Genomic DNA, 17,123 nt, shown 5'->3' with positions numbered 1-17,123 from the left:
CAATCGTATGATCAAACAGATCCAGCGAACGGCTTTTGGTTTTCGTAACTATCACCATTTAGTTTCACGGATCAAACTACAACAAATGCGCACCAAACCAAATAAAAAAACAGCATTAGAAGTTGCCTAACTTCTAACGCTGTAAAATTGGCTATCAACAGGATTTGACAGAGAGCCTAATCATGTTCATTTGGAAATCACGACTACTTATACCAGTATCAAAGCTTTTGCGCAAAAAAATAATCCATGCGTTTTAACGCTGGATTATTTCATAAAGCTATTTTTAAGATTGCCACTTGATTCTTGTTTCATCATTTTCTTCGGGCGCTCAACTAGCCCCAATTGGTTGGATCCTGGCGCCAATCATGTAGTAATTCACGATCACTTTCATCAATATAGCCAGTTTTAACTGCAACGTCGATTAAAGTGTCGTAATCCGTCAAAGTATAAAACGGTAACTTGGCTGCGGCAAAGTTTTTCTGACTTGCTGCCAATTGATAACTGAAAATCCCGCAAACGCCTAATACGTCGCCGCCCTCATTTTGAGTAGCGGCAACTGCCTTCAATACACTTCCGCCAGTTGAAATCAGATCGTCAATAACAACAACGCGTTGGCCTTGTTGCAAGTGACCTTCAATCTGTCGACCCTGGCCGTGATCTTTAGGTTTAGAACGCACGTAGATTAACGGTAAATCAAGTTCGGCTGCTACCCAGGCTGCGTGGGGAATCCCGGCAGTTGCTGTTCCGGCAATGACGTCAACCTCAGGAAACTTTTCCCGGATAATTGCTGCAAGACCATGAGCGATGTGCCGGCGAATTTTCGGATAACTAATGGTTAAACGATTATCAGTATAAATTGGACTTTTAATGCCGCTTGCCCAAGTAAAAGGTTTCTTTGGTTGCAAAGTAACGGCCTTGATACTTAATAAATCCTCAGCAATCATTTCAGCAGTTTGTGTCATACTAGTGATTCCTCCCAAAGTTTTTTAATCTCTTGATAAGCCACAACTGGATTTTTGGCCTGAGTAATTGGTCGACCAACGACTAATTGACTGCTACCTAACTTGGCGGCATTAGCGGGTGTTGCAATCCGTTTTTGGTCATCATGGGTTGTAGCAGTTAACCGAATTCCTGGCGTGATACATAAGAAGTCCGCCCGAGTTGCACGTTTAATTGCCTCTGCCTCTAGAGCGGAGCAAACAACACCGTCTAAACCAGCCTGATCAGCCAATTGGGCCAAATGTGTGACACTTTCAGTTAGACTAGCCGTAATTAATTGTTCCTGCTGTATCTGAGCCTGGTTGGTAGAAGTTAGTTGAGTTACCGCAATTAGTTTAGGCGGCTTTTGGCCATGACTTCCCGCTAGTAACCCTTGTTTGGCCGCCTGCATCATCTCACGGCCACCAGAAGCATGAACGTTTGTCATGGTGACACCTAAGTTACCCAATACCTGCATGCTCTTTTCAACAGTGTGCGGAATATCATAAAGTTTTAAATCCAAGAAAACATCATGACCAGCAGCCACTAGCGCCCGCACAATATCTGGACCGGCACTATAAAATAATTCCATACCAATTTTAACGAATAACGGTTGGCCTTGGGGAAATTGTTGTAGAAATTCCACCACTGCCGCCTGATTAGGAAAGTCCAAGGCAATAATTGGTCGTGTATCCATGCTCAATCGTCTCCCTTAGTTAGAGTGCTTTTGTCGTAAATGAACGTGATTCTAGCACGCGCAAGATGGCACCGGCAGTATCCAAGGATGTGAATAGTGGAATACCGTGCTCAATGGCATCTTGTCGAATCTGGAAACCGTCAGAGGCGACGTCCCGGTCTTGGTCCATCGTATTGATAACAACCTGAACCTGGCCAGCCGCAATGATATCAAGGATATTTTGTTGCTTTGAACCCGCCGTTTCCTTGATCTTAGTAACCTCGTTAACCCGTAATTTTGCAGATTTAAAGAATTCGGCCGTTCCTTTTGTTGCCATTACGCGGTAACCAATTTCCCGGAACCGTTTGGCCAAAGCCAGAGCCTCTTTTTTATCATGATCCGCGATTGTGAATAGTACTGTTCCAAAATCTGGTAAATGTAGTTTGCTGGCCTCGAAGGCCTTATAGAGGGCTTTTTCTACCGTGACGTCACTACCCATGACTTCACCGGTTGATTTCATTTCTGGGCCAAGCAGGCTATCCACGTTATTTAATTTAGAAAAAGAGAAGACTGGCGCCTTAACGTGTACCATCTTGCCCGCTTTATGGAGGCCAGCTTGATAGCCTAATTCTGGTAACTTCGCACCTAAAATGACTTGGGTTGCGACTTGGGCCATTGAAATCCCAGTCACCTTGCTCAAAAATGGAACCGTTCGACTTGCCCGCGGATTCACTTCCAATACGTAAACAATCTCGTCTTGCACAATAAATTGAATATTCATTATGCCAATGCAGTTTAGTGCAACGGCCAATTGTTCAGCGTGGTGCACAATTTGTTGAATGACGTTCTCAGAAAAAGTTTGTGGTGGGTAAACGGCGATTGAATCACCAGAATGTACTCCGGCACGTTCAATATGTTCCATAATTCCTGGCAATAAGACGTGTTCACCGTCAGAAATAACGTCAACTTCGCATTCTTTACCTACTAAATAACGATCAATTAGGACGGGGTGCTCATGGGAAACTTTTACGGCATCGCGAATGTAGGTTTCGAGTTCAGTCTGATTTTCAACAATCTCCATTGCCCGACCACCTAAAACATAGCTTGGGCGGATCAAAACGGGATAGCCAATTCGTTTGGCAATCGTGACAGCCTCCTCTTTAGTTGTAGCCGTGGCGCCCGTTGGCTGGGGAATTTTTAATTGTTGAATGATTTGGTCAAAGGCCTCACGATCCTCGGCCCGATTTAAATCAGTTACCGTTGTCCCAAGAATTTTGACGCCTGCCTTGGCCAAGGATTCAGCTAAATTAATGGCAGTTTGGCCACCAAATTGGACGATAACCCCTACTGGCTTTTCTAAATCAATGACGTTCATGACATCTTCAATCGTCAAAGGTTCAAAATAAAGTTTATCTGAAACCGAAAAGTCGGTTGAAACCGTTTCTGGATTGTTGTTCATAATAATGGCCTCATAGCCGGCCTTTTGAATGGCCTTAACTGAATGAACCGTTGCGTAATCAAATTCGACACCTTGACCAATTCTGATCGGACCAGCACCAAGTACTAAAACCGATGGGCGCGGACTCACAATACTTTCATTTTCATCTTCAAAGGTACTGTAGTAATACGGCGTTTGTGACTCAAATTCCGCCGCACACGTGTCAACCATTTTGTAAACGGGCCATATCTTGGCTTCACGACGCATTTCCCGAATTTGGTCGGCCGGAATATGCCAGAGTTGACTAACCTCATAATCAGTAAAGCCATTTTTCTTAGCCGTTTTTAAGATATCTAAATCGCCTTTATGGTCTTTCAAGGCAATTTCGAGTTCAACAATGTGACTTAATTTGTCTAGGAAAAACAGATCAATTTTAGTTAATTCAGCCAATTCATCAATTTTATAACCGCGCCGTAAAGCCTCAGTTAAGTAAAATAAACGATCATCTTGGGGATGAATTAATTTTTCAGTTAAATCATCATCACTGACTTTTGCAAGCTCTGGTATTTCAATGTGAATTGTCCCGATTTCTAATGAACGAACTGCCTTTAAGATGGATTCTTCAAAATTACGACCGATTGCCATGGCCTCACCAGTAGCCTTCATTTGTGTTCCTAGGCGCCGTTCCCCTTTAGTGAATTTATCAAATGGAAAACGGGGAATCTTAGTGACCACGTAGTCCAAAGTTGGTTCAAATTCAGCGTAAGTTGTTCCCGTTATTGGATTTTTAATTTCATCCAAAGTTAAACCAACCGCAATTTTAGAAGCAATTTTGGCAATTGGGTAACCAGTTGCCTTAGAGGCCAACGCTGAAGAGCGGGAAACACGGGGGTTAACTTCAATAATGTAATACTTAAAACTATCAGGATCTAACGCCAATTGAACGTTACAGCCACCTTCAATTTTAAGTGCCCGAATAATTTTCAGGGAAGCGTCCCTTAGCATCTGAACTTCTTTGTCCGACAAAGTTTGAACTGGTGCAGTTACAATCGAATCACCGGTATGAATTCCAACCGGGTCAATATTTTCCATATTGCAGACCACCAGTGCGTTATCGGCCGCATCACGCATTACTTCATACTCAATCTCTTTGAAACCAGCAATGCTTTGTTCGATTAGTGCTTGGGTAATTGGTGATAGCTTCAACGCGTTTGTCGCAATTTCGGTTAATTCGGCGGCGTTGTTACAAATACCGCCGCCAGTACCACCCATTGTAAAGGCTGGGCGAACGATCACTGGGTACCCAATTTTTCCGGCAAACTTGACTGCCGCTTCAACCGTTGTCACGCTTTGCGAAGACGGAATTGGTTCATTTAATTTTTGCATTAAATTCTTAAAAAGCTCCCGGTCCTCTGCCTGATCAATGGCAGATAGCTTGGTGCCTAGTAATTCAATATGTAGCTCATCAAGAATACCGGCTGAGGACAATTCCATTGCCATATTTAAACCTTGCTGACCACCTAAGGTTGGTAAAATCGCGTCGGGCAATTCTTTTCTCAGAATCCGCGAAACAAACTCCAACGTGATCGGTTCAATGTAAACGTGATCGGCAATTTCTTTGTCCGTCATAATTGTCGCTGGATTGGAATTAACCAGAACAGTTTCGTAACCTTCTTCGCGCAAGGCTAAACAAGCTTGGGTCCCAGAATAATCAAATTCTGCCGCCTGGCCGATAATAATGGGGCCAGAGCCAATGACCATAATTTTATGAATATCCGTTCTTCTAGGCATTTTCTCGACTCCTTTTTGCAAATGCGTCCATCATTTCCATGAACTCGTCAAATAAGTGATCTGCGTCGTGGGGTCCCGGAGTTGCATCGGGATGAAATTGAACTGAAAAGGCTGGGTACTGGCGGTGGCGTAGCCCTTCCACCGTACCATCATTAATTTCGATGTGGGTGACCAGTAAATTATCTTTATTAATTGAGTGGACATCAACGGCGTAACCATGATTTTGCGATGTGAAATCAATTCGCCCAGTCGCGATTTCCCTAACTGGGTGGTTAAAGCCCCGGTGCCCGAATTTCATTTTATAGGTATCGGCACCGTTTGCTAGTGCAAATAGTTGGTGGCCAAGGCAAATACCAAACAGTGGGATCTTACCCTGAATGCCGCGGATCATCTCCAAGGCCTCTGGAACATCTTTCGGATCACCAGGGCCATTTGATAGCAAGACGCCATCCGGTGCCAGCTGGATAATCTCTTCGGCCGTTGTGTTATACGGCATGACCGTTAAATTGCACTGCCGTTTTGATAATTCACGCAACACACTATGCTTGAGACCAAAGTCAATAACAACCACGTTTTTTCCGGTCGCTGGACTAGGAAATGGTTTGGTCGTTGAAACTTGCTGAACTTGATTCTTTGGTAAAACCAAGGCGTTTAATTGATCGAAGGCGTGCTCATCAGCCGTGTCCACAATACTTGCCTTCATCGTTCCTTCAGTTCGTAGGCGTTTAGTCAACCGGCGGGTATCAATTCCGGTAATCCCTGGAATCTTTTTTTGCTTCAAAAATTCATCTAATGATAATTGATTACGCCAATTGCTGGCCAGACGAGCGGCCTCATGAACCACGACACCCTTACAGGTTGGGGCAATTGATTCATAATCGTCACGATTAATGCCGTAATTACCAATTAACGGGTAGGTAAAGGCAATAATTTCTCCATTATAGGACTGATCAGTGATGGTTTCTTGATAGCCACTCATGCCGGTGTTAAAAACAATTTCACCAGTCGTCGTTGTTGGTGCGCCAAAACCTTCCCCTTCAAAAATTGAACCGTCGGCCAAAATTAAGTATCGTTTCATTTGGTTGTGCCACCCTTCTGGTAAGCTACTTTACCGGCAACTAGCGTTAAAGTTGTTGTTCCAAAAACGCTTTGCCCAATAAATGGACTATTATGTCCCTTTGATAAAAATGTATCTGTTTCAATTGTTGTGGCAGTGTTTAAATCAAAAACCGCGATATCCGCTACCGTCCCTAATCCAAGATAACCAGTATTCTTTAAGCCAAAAATTTGGGCCGGCTTAGTGCTTAGCCAATTTAGCAATTGATTGAGACTGAAAATATTTTCCTTCACAAAATGTGTGTAAAGTAAGCTAAAGGCAGTTTCGCTACCAACGATGCCAAATGGTGACTTCAGGAAACCTTGTTGTTTCTCCGCCGCGGTATGTGGTGCGTGGTCCGTTGCAATACAGTTAATTGTCCCATCCAATAAGCCGGCCACTAAAGCCTGGCGATCCTGTTCACTGCGTAAAGGTGGATTCATTTTAAAATTAGCGTCGTCACCCTTTATCATATCGTCACTAAGTAACAAATGATGTGGCGTGACCTCACAAGTAACTTTGATCCCTGCCGCTTTGGCCTGGCGAATTAGCCGGACACTTTCTGCCGTTGATACATGACACATATGATAGTGTGCGCCGGTCTGCTGGGCCAATTCCAAATCACGGGCCAACTGACTGGTTTCGGCGGCATTGATGATTCCTGGAAGACCAAGTCTTTTAGCTGGCGCACCAGCATTCATCACGCCGCCAAATAATAATTTATCTTCTTCAACGTGCGCTGCCAGCGGTAAATCATTGGCCTGTGCTTCTTTTAATGCCTGGAACATGCTACCGGCGTCTTGAACGCCTGAACCATCGTTGGAAACAGCAAAAGCACCTGCTGTCTTCATGGCCGCAAAATCTGTCAGTGCCCCTGCCCGTCGTTGTTTTGTAATTGGAGCGTACTGTTTGATATGAACGACACCCTCATTAGCATTACGAGCAACTAAAGTCGCAATTTGTTCCGCGGTGTCGGGGACTGGGGTGACGTTTGGCATTGCCCCAATTGTGGTGAAACCACCGTGAGCGGCCGCTAAACTACCAGTTTTAATTGTTTCTTTGGCCGTTTGACCAGGATCACGTAAATGAACGTGCAGATCAACTAACCCAGGTGCAACTAACTGATTACTAACATCAATTACCTTGGCGGTTGGACTAGTTAAATTTTGACCGATTGCTTTAATTTTGGCGTTTTCAATCAATAAATCGCAGGTTTGTATGTGTCCATCCAGCCAAACTCGACCATTTTTTAAGATCGTCTCTGTCATACTAATCCTCCTAAATGATTTCCCCGTAAAACACTTTCCAGCATGGCCATGCGCATATAAACACCATTTTGCATTTGCGTTACAAAGCGCGATTGTTTACCTTCGACTAATTCACTTGCTAGTTCAACATTGCGATTGATCGGGCCAGGATGCATAATAATTGCTTGTTCTGGTAGACGACTGGCACGTTCTTTGGTTAGACCATATCGTTCAAAGTAAGCCTGAGTATCAAATGCCTGTTCATCTGGATGGCGTTCGTGCTGAACCCGAAGCAACATCATAACGTCAGTCTTTTCGACTAAATCATCAATTGGTAAGTAAGTCCCGTATTGGGCAAATTCCTCACTGTACCAGGCCCTGGGACCTGAGAAAAAGAGCTCAGCACCTAATCGTTGCAGAATTTCCATGTTAGATCGGGCAACCCGGGAATGGGTTAGATCACCAATGATTGCAACGCGCAATCCCGTGAAACCGCCGAACTGTTCAGTAATTGTCATCATATCCAGCAAACTTTGCGAAGGGTGCTCCCCACTGCCATCACCGGCATTAATCAGTCCCAAGGATAGATCAGAATGTCCGAGTAGTTCATTATAATAATCATTTTGCGGGTGGCGAACAACTAATAAATTAACGCCAACTGCATCAAGGGATAAGGCTGTATCGTGTAAGGTTTCCCCTTTACTCATTGAACTTGCTTGTGGGTTAAAGTTAATAACGGTCAGACCAAGTTTTCGTTCGGCCATTTCAAAACTTGTGTGGGTTCGAGTGCTATTTTCAAAGAATAGGTTACTGACGTAAACTGGTTCGGTTAATTTTAATTGAGCACCGGCCTTGAAATCTTCTGCCCGACCGATTAGTTGTTCGACCTCGGCGACGTCTAAATCCTGCATTGAGACAATCGACTGAAATTCTGGCATGTTAGCGAGTACTTTCATCATCGTTATCCTCCACTTCGTTTAAAGCCTGTTTCGGTAAAATAAGGTTCAATAAAATACCTAGAATGGTTGCTAAAGCAACACCAGTTAATTGGAAGTTACCTAGTTGGAGGTAGGCCCCACCAATACCGATGACCAAGATAGTAGAAGCAATCATCAGGTTACGTTTTTCATCAAAATTAACCCGGTTATCAATTAAGATCCGTAAACCATTGGCCGCAATAACACCGAAAAGCAAGAAACTGATGCCACCAATTACTGGACTAGGAATGCTCATAATTAAGGCACTAATTTTGCCGATAAAACCGAAGATAATGGCCAAGACTGCCGCGCCGCCTAGTACGAATACACTGTGCACCCTAGTTATTGCCAGTACGCCGATATTTTCGCCGTAACTGGTTACAGGCGGGCCACCGATAAACCCGGCAATAATTGAGGCCAGGCCGTCACCAGATAGTGTTCGGTGTAAGCCAGGGTCCTTAAAGAAATTCCGATTGGTTAGTTTATCTAATACCATGACGTGACCCATGTGTTCAGTCATCGTGACAAAGGCAATCGGTGCCATGCCTAAAATTGCGCCCAGATAAAATTTAGGTTTATAACTGACAAAGGGAATTTCAAAGGCTGGCATGGCAAACCAATGAGCATTTAAGACCGGCGTAAAGTTAACAATGCCAAAGAGTACCGCTACAATATAACCGCCAACAATTCCCAGTAAAATGGGGATTAGGCTCAGAAAACCTTTGGTAAACATGTTAAAGGCAATCGTTAAGGCCAAAGTAACAAGCGCAACAACGAAAAATTTTAAATCATAATGACCACTATTCATCATAGCGTCCTTGGCCGCGTTACCCGCCAAAGAAAGACCGATTACCATAACGACTGGGCCAACAACGATTGGTGGTAATACGCGATCAATCCAAGAAGAACCAATGCGTCTAATTAGCAATGCAACAATTAAGTAAACCAGGCCAACTGCAATACTGCCTTGGGCAATTGCCGGGTAACCATCGGACTTCATTAAAACCTGCATTGCGACAATAAAGGCAAAGCTTGAGCCAAGGTAGGCCGGAATTTTAGCCTGGGTAACCAGCATGTATACCAAAGTGCCAATCCCTGAACTAATTAAAGCAATCCCCGGGTTGATCCCGACTAAAATTGGGACCAAAACCGTTGAACCAAACATGGCGAATAAATGTTGTAATGATAAGCCAAACCACTGTAAAGGTTTCGGGCGATCGTGAATATCAAGTACAACACGTCGATTTTTTTTGTCTTCTTCCATAATGAAACTTCCCTTCTCGATCCAACCTCACAAAAAAATAGCGACCTGCAGCATCAGTATTTAGTGAGTCTGCAAGTTGCTATTGGCCGTACAAAAGGCGGACCAATAAACTATTTTGCTCTCACAGGAGTCAATTAAATCGTTTTTTGGTTAATTTAGTTTTTCAATGGCGATTCCGTCACGGTGATCAACTTCATCAACGGAAACTTTAATTTGTTCATGAATGGATGTTGGAATATTTTTACCGACAAAATCGGCCCGAATTGGCAACTCACGATGCCCCCGGTCAACTAAGACGGCCAAAGAAATCTTTTTAGGTCGGCCAATGGTCATTAAGGCATCAAGAGCGGCTCGTGTTGTTCGACCAGTAAATAGAACGTCATCAACTAAGATCACATGCTTGCCTTCGATTGAAACTGGAATTTGTGAACCATTAACAGTTGGTTCATCCGTGCCGGCCTTGTGTAAATCATCACGGTAAAGTGTAATATCTAATACGCCAACCGGAACGTCCATACCTTCTAACTGCTTCATTCGATCGGCAATTCGCTGGGCCAGGTAGATGCCCCGCGTTTTAATTCCGATTAAGACTAAATCAGCCAAACCCTTATTTTGTTCGATAATCTCGTAGGTAATTCGTGTTAAAGCCCGTTTCATTGTTACGCCATCAACAACTTCTTTTTCCGCCATAGTAAGTCCGCCTTCCATAAAAAAAGAACCTCCTGCCCGGTTGGTAGGAGGTTCTATCGTTTTTAGTTAGAGTTTACGCACTAATTATGATAGTTCCTTCTTAGCCTCACGGGACTAACTTAAAGGATCTTATTTAATTTTGATTACCACAAGCTTACTTGACCTACCTAGTTCTGTCAAGCTTTGTTTGCCGTAACTTAGTTAAAGTTTGCTGAAAAATTTCTGGAATTGGACGTTCAAAAACCATTAATTTATCCGTTGTGGGATGACGAAAGCCTAACTTGGCAGCGTGCAAGAATTGACCATTTCCCTTTAACGTCTTTTTTGGCCCGTAGAGCGGATCACCAGCTAAGGGATGACCAATGTATTTCATGTGCACCCGAATCTGGTGGGTTCGGCCAGTTTCTAGAATACATTTAACTAAGGTATAGTTTTCAAATCGTTCCAACACTGTAAAATGAGTGACTGCGTGTTTCCCGGTACTAACCACAGCCTGTTTCTTACGATCATTTTTGGCCCGAGCGATAGGGGCATCAATCGTGCCCTGTTCTTCTTTGATGGCACCGTGCACTAGCGCAATATATTCACGAATTGTGGTCTTGGCCTTCAATTGGGCCGCCAAACTTAAATGGGCCTGATCATTTTTAGCAACCATCAATAAACCGGAAGTATCTTTGTCGATTCGATGAACAATACCAGGGCGAATGACCCCGTTAATGGACGATAACTCGCAGTGATATAAAAGCGCGTTAACCAACGTCCCATCAGGGTGCCCTGCTGCCGGATGAACCACCATGCCTTGCGGTTTATTGACCACAACGACATCATTATCTTCATAAACAATATCTAACGGAATATTTTGTGCAACAACATCTAAATGAATTGGTTCTGGCACAGCTACTTTGATACGATCATTTGGAACAACTTTATACTTTGCCTTAACGACCGCATCGTTTACCTGAACGAGTTCAGCCTTAAGCCAGTGCTGTACTTGTGAACGTGAGTAGGCCGAAAAATGGTCACTAATCACCTTATCAATTCGACCACTTTCAGTAGTAATTGTTAACGTTAATTCTGTTGTGCTCACGCCGTTGTCCCCCGTTTTTCATCAAAGAAAATTAAATAGCAAAATATCAAAATAACGCCGATTGTCAGTGCACTATCAGCAATATTAAAAATTGGAAAATTAATAAAATCTAATTGAAACATGTCAACAACGTAGCCCAGCCTAAGCCGATCAATGAAGTTTCCAATGGCGCCGGCCAACATAAAACTTAGCCCCAGTGCAAATAGCCAGTTCTTTTTGCCTTGCGTAAATAGCAAGTAGCAGATAATAGCAACGGCGACTAACGTAATGACGTAAAAGAACCACCGCTGGCCTTCAAGAATGCTCCAGGCCGCACCTGTATTACGTAAATGGGTTAAAGATAGCAAGCCAGGCACGACTGTTTGCGTTTGATTTAACGAAATATTCGTGACAATCCAATATTTCAATCCTTGGTCTGCACAAATGATTAGGATGGCTAGTCCGAAATACTGCACCAAATTAGTGACTCCCTTCGCTATTACTAGCTAATATTTGTTTGAAAATTTGTAGATCAGCGGCCAAGTCTGGCGCCAACTTGCGATTATAGAAGATTGCTGCCGGATGAAACGTTGGAAAAACGCGGTATTGTTTAACCGTTGGTTGATAGGCCTGCTGCGTATAATTGTAAGTCAAAATTGAACCAGTAAATAATTGACCGTGAACAGCACCCACCTGATAGTTGGGCCCAAGTATTCGGTGTAATCCAGTGTTACCAATTGTCATTATTAAGTTAGTTGGTAAATTAGCCAGTTCATAATCAAGTAAAAAGGCTTGTCGCTTTAGTTCAGCCTGCGTTGCTGGTCGGTTATCTTTTTTTTGGTAATTTTCTCCCGTTCGCTTTGATCTTTTTGTAACTACTTTAAACGGTCGACTCCGTAAAGCACTGGTGATATAGACTGATTGCCGGCTTACACCAAGTTCAGCAAGCATTTTATCCAATTCAATTCCAGCGCGGCCGGTAAACGGCTTTCGGGTCGTTACTTCGGTTTCTCCCGGTGCTTCACCCACCAAAATAAATTTTGGAGTCAAGCTTCCGTTACCTGGTACGAGGCCTTCTAAATTTCCCGTTACCGTCTTTTCGCCTCGATCTAAGAGTTCCTTTGGCAAAATGGTTGCCATTTAGAACAATCCCGTAATAACGCCATCTTCGCTGATATCCATGTTTAAGGCAGCAGGCTTTTTCGGTAAACCGGGCATTGTTAAAACGTTTCCGGTTAGCGCAACAATAAAGCCAGCACCTAAATCAGGAACAAATTCACGAATGTGGATTTTAAAATGTTCAGGAGCCCCTAATTTTTTAGGATCATCAGTAAAGGAATACTGCGTCTTAGCCATACAAACGGGCAATTTATCCCATCCATTTTCAGTAAAGGTTTTAATTTGGCGTAGTGCTTTCGTGTCGTATTCGACACCGTCGCCACCATAAATCTTTTTAACAATTGTCGCTACTTTATCCGTTATTGCTGAATTATTATCGTATAAGGCGTGGTAGGTCACAGGCTGTTCTAACGAAGCCAAAACTGCCTTGGCGAGTGTTAAGCCACCCTTGCTGCCATCGGCCCAAACTTTGGTTTCAACGGCTGTAACACCTAATTCATGGCATAATTCTTGAAGCCGCTTGATTTCAGCAGGTGTGTCCGAGACAAACTCATTGATTGAAACCGTTACTGGTAGACCGTATTGTTGCATATTTTGGATATGGCGTTTCAAATTAACGAAACCTTGTTCCAAAGCTTGAATGTTTTCCGTTTGTAAATCGGATAGCGCAGTCCCACCATTATACTTTAAAGCACGAACAGTGGCCACAATTACGACGGCATCAGGGTGCTTACCTAATTTAGGCACCTTGATATCCAAAAACTTTTCGGCACCAAGATCCGCACCAAAGCCAGCCTCTGTAACTGTATAATCAGCCAATTTAAGCGCCGCCGTGGTTGCTAAAATACTATTACAGCCGTGGGCAATATTAGCAAATGGACCACCATGGATAAAGGTTGGTGTATGTTCTAACGTTTGTACTAAATTCGGTTTTAAGGCGTCCTTTAACAACATTGCAATTGCACCCTGGACCTTCAAATCGGCAACCGTCACTGGTTGTTTTTTATGAGTATAGCCAATCACAATTTTGGCAATTCGTTGCTTGAGATCAGTAATACTGGTCGCCAGGCATAAAATGGCCATTAACTCACTGGCAACTGTAATATTGAAGCCATCCTCCCGAGGAACCCCCTGGAAAGGACCACCTAGTCCAATAACAACATTTCGCAAGGCTCGATCGTTAATATCCAGCGCCCGTTTCCAAGAAATTCGGCGCTGATCAATGTCAAGCTCATTACCTTGTTGGATATGATTATCAATCAAGGCGGCCAACGTATTGTTGGCACTAGTTAGCGCGTGCATATCACCAGTGAAATGTAAATTAATATCTTCCATTGGCACAACTTGTGCGTAACCACCGCCAGTGGCACCACCCTTAATCCCCATAACTGGTCCCAATGATGGTTCCCGCAGTGCAATAATCGTTTGTTTATTTAATTGATTTAAGGCGTCACCTAAACCAATTGTTACGGTTGATTTCCCCTCGCCAGCCGGAGTTGGATTGATCGATGTCACCAAAATTAATTTATGGTTTTTTGGAACGGAACGATTCTTTAAGGCAGCCAATTTAACCTTAGCCTTATAATCACCGTAGAGTTCAATATCTGAATCTTGCAAACCAATTTTCTCAGCTATCTGTCGTACTGGTAACATTTCCTCTTCTTCATTTTTCTGTGCGATTTCAATATCTGACAATAAAAACACCTCTCCACAAAAGAATATCTAAAGTATACACGCTTTATTTCGCTTGTAAAAGCCCACAAACAGTTCCATTGACGTTGGCTCTAATCATCACTATAATTAAATGTGCATCACAAGTTAAAAACTGGAGGGATTCTTAATGCAACGAGGAACAGTAGAATGGTTCAGTTCTCAAAAAGGCTATGGATTCATTTCGTATGGCGATAACAACGACGAAATCTTTGTTCATTTTACGGCAATTGTTGCGGACGGTTTTAAAACATTGTCACCTGGTGATGCAGTTGAATTTGAAATTAAAGAAGGCGCGCGTGGTCTACAGGCCGCAAACGTCAAAAAACAAACAAACGAATAGAAAAGAGGCTAGGACTTTTGTCCCAGCCTCTTATTGGTTCCGAATATGTTCTAGAACGCGGGCGAAAAGTCTGGGTTCACGTTTCAACGGAAGTGTTTGGAAAAATGTTCTGGTTCTTGGTATTACTAACTTTGTCGATCGGACTAAAATAAACCGAAGTCCGACTCGCAGTTTAGATTGTGTTTGGAAAATACGCTTATTAGTATTTCCCGACCAATTTAGGGGAAACGTGGCGAGCACTTCAAACACGACTACAGCTAATTCAATAACTATGGTACGGCTATTAGATTAGCTTACGTTACGCAGTGAACCCAAAACCGACTTTTTTTCCACTCCCTTATTTTAGCTTAATAACTTGATAATTCGGTGTTGTGCCCTTTGACCAACGTGGATACTAAATTGTTGTTTCACAGGCTCAACTGTAAAAATTAGGCGGTGCTTTCGTTGCCGAACTTGACTGATTTGCTTGAAAGGCAGAACTCGTTTTTGTCCAGGTAATACACCCCGTAACGTAATCGTTTGTTGTTTTTGATCAACAATCAGCTGGCGCCGCCAAATTCCTAAAAAGGTAATAAGTAAGAAAAGGATAAACATGGCAATCGTAAACCACTGAACGTGCGTAATTTCTAGCCAGCCAGTTCCACTAATAAAGAGTAGCACAAAAGTCCACGACCAAAAAATAATCATAGAGTAAAGATCTGGCTGGTAAAAGTAGCGGTCATTATTTTTTTGCAAAAGAGCACCTCAATTTTATTTTATAAGGAGAACAAGTTATGCTGACGTTAGCAATTGATGCTGCCACCAAAGGTAATCCAGGTCCCAGTGGTGCCGGAATCATTATTTCTGGAGATGGTTATAATATCCAAATCAGTCAGGTGTTACCGGATTTAACTAATCATCAAGCCGAATTTGCAGCTGCTAAACTTGGCTTTCAAGCGTTATTAGCACGTAATTTAGCGCCAAACACCATTTGTCTTATTACTGATAGTAAGCTGGTTTTTCAAAGTTTGGAAAAACGCTACGCCAAACATTATGAAACACAAGTTGAAGATATTTTGACCCTAGAACAGCAATTTCAATTAGTCTTTCATAAATGGCGGCCAGATCATCAAAATAAGGGGCCGCATCAATTAGCACAAAATGCACTCTTTAAACAATTAAACACAAAAAAATAAGTGAATCAAGTCGATTCACTTATTTTTTAGGCTTTTTTAAGTTATTTAAGGACTTTGAAGCGTTTTTCATCATCCATATAGTCTTTATCGTTGGCAGGAGCTTCAATTGAGCCGAAAGGCATTTCTGCACGTAATTCCCAGTTGGCAGGAATAGCAAAAGCATCTCGAACGAGATCATCAATTAGTGGATTATAGTGCTGCAAGCTAGCACCAATATTATTTTCGGCCAACATTGTCCAAACACTCATTTGCGTACTACCTTGTGTTTGTTCTGCCCAGTTAGCAAAATTATCAGCGTAAAGTTCAAATGAATTTTCAAGTTTTGTAACAACTTCGGTATCTTTATAAAAAAGAACAGTCCCCAATGCCGCTTTAAAACTAGCAATTTTTTTCTTTGTATTTTCGTAAGCCTGTTCAGTTGGTACTTCTGATTTTAAGCGATCAACGACAATATCCCAAAGTTGATCATGCTTAGCACTAAATAACACGACGGCACGTGTAGATTGGCCGTTAAAGGCCGTTGGAACTTCACGAACGACCTGTTTAATTAAATCAGCAATTTCCTTTTCAGAAAATTGCACGTTTTTGCCTAAAGCATAGATTGACCGGCGTTTCTTCAATAAGTCTAAAAATTCTGTATTCATTAATGACACACTCCCTTAACAAGTTAAAAATAGTATATCAGCTTATTTAAAGTAAGTAAAGTGTTTTTTGTTGGTGGGTTTGTGGACTTGATTTTTGTTTTGATCTAAAGTTAAAGTAACTTATTTATTTTGAACTCTCTTTATAATAGACTTCATCTTTAAAGCTTGGTATTAGAATATATCTTCAAATTATCAATAGTTGATTCGGTGAACCCCAGAAACTTTTAAATTTAAATAAGTCCGGCTTTGAGTAAAAAACTTGTTTTTTAGTCCGTTATGGTTAAGCACATTCTCATTACAAAGACACTGATTAATTTCAACAATAATTAATTCCAAATTGATCTATCCAACCAATTCGCTAAGCTAGGTTCCTAATAAGAAATCGAGGACACCATCATAAACAATTTCACCGCCAACTTAACACCCGACAACACCTACACTAACAAAGAACTTACCACCGCTTTCAACGTCTGCAATCAGGGTGGCGCTACTCACGAAAAAATAACGCACTCGTTCTAATCCCCGATCGCACCAAAGGCCATGGTGATCACCGCGAACACAATATCTCTTTTATACCGGAATGGGTAAATATGGTGATCAATCACTGGACTTTGGTCAAAATAAACAGCTGCAAAGTGTTGCCATCGCCAGTGTCACTAATATTTATCTGTTTGAAGTATTAAAGAAAATAGAATACATTTATCATTAGTTCGTTATATCCTATCAGGAATTGTTTCAAGAACAGCAGCTTGATTTTGACGAAAAGCCACGTAAAATTTAGATTTTTACGTTAAAAATCAGGCAAACATAAGTATGCAAAAAGCCGCGTCAGTGAAGTGAACCCTTAAAATTGGACAAATTATTAAGCTGCTTTTTGAACGGCGAGTTCTCGGTATTTTACCGGGGACT

General features: G+C 42.3%; 16 protein-coding genes. 2 read left to right on the top strand and 14 right to left on the bottom strand.

Going from position 1 to position 17,123, the window contains the following annotated elements:
- Positions 1-332: 332 nt before the first annotated feature.
- The 12 genes from pyrE to EKM61_RS09215 form a co-directional block, all read right to left on the bottom strand.
- Positions 333-962: an orotate phosphoribosyltransferase gene (gene pyrE, locus EKM61_RS09270; RefSeq protein ID WP_068224217.1), complete on the bottom strand. Its 630-nt coding sequence runs from the start codon at positions 960-962 to the stop codon at positions 333-335.
- Positions 959-1,675: an orotidine-5'-phosphate decarboxylase gene (gene pyrF / locus EKM61_RS09265; protein ID WP_068224219.1), complete on the bottom strand. Its 717-nt coding sequence runs from the start codon at positions 1,673-1,675 to the stop codon at positions 959-961. Before pyrF ends, pyrE begins: the two co-directional genes overlap by 4 nt.
- Before the next feature lie 19 nt (positions 1,676-1,694).
- Positions 1,695-4,883: a carbamoyl-phosphate synthase large subunit gene (gene carB / locus EKM61_RS09260; protein WP_068376955.1), complete on the bottom strand. Its 3,189-nt coding sequence runs from the start codon at positions 4,881-4,883 to the stop codon at positions 1,695-1,697.
- Positions 4,876-5,961 (bottom strand): carbamoyl phosphate synthase small subunit, encoded by a 1,086-nt coding sequence (locus EKM61_RS09255; RefSeq protein WP_068224224.1) that lies wholly within the window; start codon positions 5,959-5,961, stop codon positions 4,876-4,878. The genes carB and EKM61_RS09255 overlap by 8 nt, the downstream gene beginning before the upstream one ends.
- On the bottom strand, positions 5,958-7,247 hold the full coding sequence (locus EKM61_RS09250; protein WP_068224228.1) for a dihydroorotase: 1,290 nt from the start codon (positions 7,245-7,247) through the stop codon (positions 5,958-5,960). Before EKM61_RS09250 ends, EKM61_RS09255 begins: the two co-directional genes overlap by 4 nt.
- The gene (locus EKM61_RS09245) at positions 7,244-8,185 is read right to left on the bottom strand and encodes an aspartate carbamoyltransferase catalytic subunit (RefSeq protein WP_068224234.1); all 942 of its coding nucleotides are present in this window, start codon (positions 8,183-8,185) and stop codon (positions 7,244-7,246) included. The genes EKM61_RS09250 and EKM61_RS09245 overlap by 4 nt, the downstream gene beginning before the upstream one ends.
- Positions 8,166-9,467, bottom strand: coding sequence for a solute carrier family 23 protein (locus tag EKM61_RS09240; RefSeq protein ID WP_068224237.1), 1,302 nt, complete (start codon positions 9,465-9,467; stop codon positions 8,166-8,168). The genes EKM61_RS09245 and EKM61_RS09240 overlap by 20 nt, the downstream gene beginning before the upstream one ends.
- Positions 9,468-9,617: 150 nt before the next feature.
- On the bottom strand, positions 9,618-10,157 hold the full coding sequence (gene pyrR, locus EKM61_RS09235) for a bifunctional pyr operon transcriptional regulator/uracil phosphoribosyltransferase PyrR (RefSeq protein WP_068226217.1): 540 nt from the start codon (positions 10,155-10,157) through the stop codon (positions 9,618-9,620).
- A gap of 163 nt (positions 10,158-10,320) precedes the next feature.
- Positions 10,321-11,244 (bottom strand): RluA family pseudouridine synthase, encoded by a 924-nt coding sequence (locus EKM61_RS09230; protein ID WP_068224241.1) that lies wholly within the window; start codon positions 11,242-11,244, stop codon positions 10,321-10,323.
- Positions 11,241-11,702, bottom strand: a complete 462-nt coding sequence (lspA, locus tag EKM61_RS09225; RefSeq protein WP_068224244.1) for a signal peptidase II — start codon at positions 11,700-11,702, stop codon at positions 11,241-11,243. Before lspA ends, EKM61_RS09230 begins: the two co-directional genes overlap by 4 nt.
- A gap of 1 nt (position 11,703) precedes the next feature.
- Complete coding sequence (locus EKM61_RS09220; protein ID WP_068224248.1) at positions 11,704-12,363, bottom strand: uracil-DNA glycosylase; 660 nt, start codon at positions 12,361-12,363, stop codon at positions 11,704-11,706.
- Entirely contained in the window at positions 12,364-14,037 is a 1,674-nt protein-coding gene (locus tag EKM61_RS09215) for a formate--tetrahydrofolate ligase (RefSeq protein ID WP_068224250.1), read from the bottom strand.
- A gap of 145 nt (positions 14,038-14,182) precedes the next feature.
- Between EKM61_RS09215 and EKM61_RS09210 the strand changes: the two genes are divergently transcribed.
- Positions 14,183-14,395 (top strand): cold-shock protein, encoded by a 213-nt coding sequence (locus tag EKM61_RS09210; protein ID WP_068224253.1) that lies wholly within the window; start codon positions 14,183-14,185, stop codon positions 14,393-14,395.
- Positions 14,396-14,737: 342 nt separating this feature from the next.
- Here the strand turns inward: EKM61_RS09210 and EKM61_RS09205 are convergent, their stop codons facing one another.
- A complete protein-coding gene (locus EKM61_RS09205; RefSeq protein ID WP_068280616.1) occupies positions 14,738-15,130 on the bottom strand; it encodes an EbsA family protein in 393 nt (130 codons plus the stop codon).
- 38 nt (positions 15,131-15,168) lie between these two features.
- Between EKM61_RS09205 and EKM61_RS09200 the strand changes: the two genes are divergently transcribed.
- Positions 15,169-15,570 (top strand): ribonuclease HI family protein, encoded by a 402-nt coding sequence (locus tag EKM61_RS09200; protein ID WP_068224256.1) that lies wholly within the window; start codon positions 15,169-15,171, stop codon positions 15,568-15,570.
- Between the two features lie 41 nt (positions 15,571-15,611).
- Here the strand turns inward: EKM61_RS09200 and EKM61_RS09195 are convergent, their stop codons facing one another.
- On the bottom strand, positions 15,612-16,214 hold the full coding sequence (locus EKM61_RS09195) for a nitroreductase family protein (RefSeq protein WP_068376953.1): 603 nt from the start codon (positions 16,212-16,214) through the stop codon (positions 15,612-15,614).
- Positions 16,215-17,123 lie beyond the last annotated feature (909 nt).

The sequence above is a fragment of the Loigolactobacillus backii genome (genome assembly GCF_003946275.1).
Taxonomy (GTDB): domain Bacteria; phylum Bacillota; class Bacilli; order Lactobacillales; family Lactobacillaceae; genus Loigolactobacillus; species Loigolactobacillus backii.
The sequence above is the reverse complement of the archived record's forward strand: the minus strand, read 5'-3'. Positions and strand labels throughout refer to the sequence as shown.